This is a genomic window from Herbaspirillum sp. C7C8, assembly GCF_022627875.1.
Lineage (GTDB): Bacteria > Pseudomonadota > Gammaproteobacteria > Burkholderiales > Burkholderiaceae_D > Herbaspirillum.
In genome coordinates, this window is sequence record NZ_JABXGG010000084.1 from 1 (window position 1) to 254 (window position 254).

The following is a 254-nucleotide window of genomic DNA, read 5'->3' on the forward strand; positions in this document are numbered from 1 at the left end:
CTGCTGCCCAGCGGCCTGACCCTGAAGTGGTACGTGGCGCTATGGAGCGAGCCGCGCTTCCTGGCCGCCTTCGGCCAGTCGCTGCTGGTGTGCATGGGCGCGCTGCTGCTGTCGGTGGTGCTGATACTGCCGCTGCTGTTCGTGGTGCACTACCACTTCCCGCGGCTCGACGCGCTAATGAACATCCTCATCCTGCTGCCGTTCGCGGTACCGCCGGTGGTGTCGTCGGTGGGGCTGCTGCAGCTGTATGGCAG

The 254-nt window shown here is 66.5% G+C and carries 1 protein-coding gene; it reads left to right on the plus strand.

Annotated elements, in window-relative coordinates; genetic code table 11:
* On the plus strand, positions 1-254 hold a 254-nt coding region (locus tag HWE01_RS22745), incomplete at both ends, for an ABC transporter permease (RefSeq protein ID WP_502798469.1).